This is a genomic window from uncultured Boseongicola sp., assembly GCF_937988555.1.
Taxonomy (GTDB): domain Bacteria; phylum Pseudomonadota; class Alphaproteobacteria; order Rhodobacterales; family Rhodobacteraceae; genus Boseongicola.
In genome coordinates, this window is the sequence record NZ_CALJXO010000132.1 from 1 (window position 1) to 2,530 (window position 2,530).

At 52.5% G+C, this 2,530-nt stretch carries 2 protein-coding genes; one reads left to right on the forward strand and one right to left on the reverse strand.

The window, feature by feature from the left end; all coding sequences use genetic code 11:
* Positions 1–338: 338 nt before the first annotated feature.
* Positions 339–1,784, reverse strand: coding sequence for an IS1182 family transposase (locus Q1B15_RS07195; protein ID WP_299752250.1), 1,446 nt, complete (start codon positions 1,782–1,784; stop codon positions 339–341).
* Between the two features lie 297 nt (positions 1,785–2,081).
* On the opposite strand from Q1B15_RS07195, the gene Q1B15_RS07200 reads away from it, so the two are divergent.
* Positions 2,082–2,530: class I SAM-dependent methyltransferase (locus Q1B15_RS07200; RefSeq protein ID WP_299752253.1), on the forward strand; the 449-nt coding region annotated here is incomplete at its 3' end.

Sequence of the window (2,530 nt, forward strand, 5' to 3'; positions counted from 1 at the left end):
ATGACTAACAATCGCATGCAGTCCGACAAATTTGCTGCGCTACGCTTGCAATTTTGTCGCTGTTGCGGGGCGTTATGTGGCTAGTAATCAGAAGCAAGCGACAATCTGAACTCAGTACAAAGCAGACATCCAAATTATCAGAGGAAATTCACAGGCGAATGGCCGAGATGCGGAGAGGGTGTGTGGAAAGTCGGTTGAGACAACTCGCCAGTAGGCGTTATTGCTTTTGCGGGCCGTTTTTTCTGTTTTGACCTTTGTCGGCTATATTTCCGGCTGGTTGAGCCTCTTGGTGGCGATTTGTGGCCATTTGACCGGTTTCAAGGCTTATTAGAGGCCGACTATGCCCTCATTGCTTGGATGAGTGCGGGGATGCCGATGATGTTCATCACCCGCGTCATGTTGTAGGCGAGAACGTGGAGCGCCATTTCGGTGGCAACGTTTTTGAGCCGCCGCATCTTGAAGTGGGTGTTTCCCATCCAGGTTTTGATCGTGCCGAAAGGATGCTCAACCGTCATGGAACGAAGCGCCAGTTTGGACGGATCATCATCAATGCGTTGCTGCATGCGGTCGAGAACATCTTCATGCTCCCAGCGACGAATGCGCCGCTCTTTGCTGCCAGTGCATTTGTCTTTGATGACACAGCCGCCACAAAGGCTCGACCAGTAGGAACGCAAGGTCTTGCCTGCTTCCTTGTTGGTGAAGCGGTAGATCAGGTGTTCTCCTGCCGGGCAGACATAAACGTCCTTGTCCGCGTCATAGACAAAGTCGGCCCGATCAAATCGGCCCTTGGCGCTTGAGCCTGACGTCAGTGGCTTGGAGACGGTGGGGGTGATACCCGCTTCTTCGCAGGCCAGGATCTCCTCGCTCTTGAAGTAGCCCTTGTCTGCAATCGCCTCGATCTCATCTGCCTCCATGATATCAAGGGCGGCTGTTGCCATCCTGGACAGGGCATCGCGGTCATAGCCAAGGGTGGTTACTTCATGGGCGACGATGAGATGATGCTTGGCCTCCACCACGGTCTGGACATTGTAGCCTACAACCCTCGGCATGCGTGCCGTTGTCGCCATGGACTTCGCATCCGGATCGCTCAGCGAGACCTGCGTTTCTCCCGTCTCATCCATGCGCTGTTCAACTGATTTATACCGCTGCTTCTCCTCTTGCAGGTGGGCTAGCTTCCTGCTGGTACGCACAATCTGGGAAGTGGGCACAGTGGAACCGGTCTTGGCAAGGGCCTCATCGGCCCGATCCAGATCCTGCAGGTAGAGCCCGATTGCCTTGTCGATCTCGCCCAGCTTCTGCTTCAGCTTGCCACGTGTATAGTTCTTCGCCTTGGCGTTGACCGCCTTGAACCGACTGCCATCAATGGCAACGATGTCACTGTTCAGCAGCTTGATATCCCGGCACAGTGCCACAAATTGCTGGCACACCTTGCGAATGGCTGGGCCGTTGTCCTTCCGGAAATCAGCAATCGTTTTGAAGTCCGGCTTCAACCGTCCGGTCAGCCAGATCAGTTCCAGATTGCGCCCACACTCACGCTCCAATCGTCGCGATGACTGGACCTGGTTCAAATACCCATAAAGGTAAATCCGCAGCATCACGCCGGGGTGATAACCCGGACGGCCCATGACATCCGGTTCAACGCAAAACCCCAAAGCAGCCAGATCGAGCATCTCGACAAACGCGTCGACAACCCGAACCGGATTATCCTTATCAACATAATCGTCCAGACATTCAGGAAGCAGAAGCGCCTGATCTCGCGCTGTACCCTCGATAAATCGTGTCATCAAAACCCCCCGATTTAATCTTCGAGAACTATAACACGATTAGAAATCAGAGGGACTTTTCACACACCCTCTCCGCTTCTCGGACATTGGGCATCATCATCATTCACATCTCAAGGCCTGCTTTGTAGCGTGAGCTGCGCAGGCTCAACATGCGTTAGCGATGATAGCCACATTCATGATAACATGTCAGAGTAGCGTGATTATCCGAAGCTTAAAAATTGTTTCGATCACGATTTCCAATTTAAATCGGCTTGAGGCCTGGTAATTATTCTCCTAGCCTGACCAGAGATTTTCTAAATGAGGAATGTCGGCCAAACAGGAGTTGAAGTGAAAGCGGCCTCGTCTACATTTTCTTCGGCTACCGGAGATGGTTATGAACTGCAAATGGGCCGTTTTGCTCGTGTGCTAGCTCCAAAATTTATTGATTTTGTGGGATTGGCAGACAGCGGTCAGTTATTGGATGCCGGCTGTGGCACCGGTGCGCTCAGCACCGAAGTTCTTCAGCGCACACAGTTGGTTGAGGTCATTGGCGTCGATATATCGGCAGCGTATGCGGCTCACGCAAATGCCACGATATCAAATCTACGTGCGTCATTTTCGCAGGGCGACCTGACAGATTTACAATTTGACGATCATTCGTTTGATCAGGTTATGTCGCAGTTGGTTCTGATGTTCGTCCCTGATGCGGAGAAAGCAGTCCGCGAATTGGTGCGGGTTACTAAGCCAGGTGGTACAGTATCCGCTAC

Bases quoted from the DNA above. Each gene is read 5' to 3' on its own strand.
- Q1B15_RS07195 (WP_299752250.1), bottom strand. From the start codon at position 1,784: ATGACACGATTTATCGAGGGTACAGCGCGAGATCAGGCGCTTCTGCTT.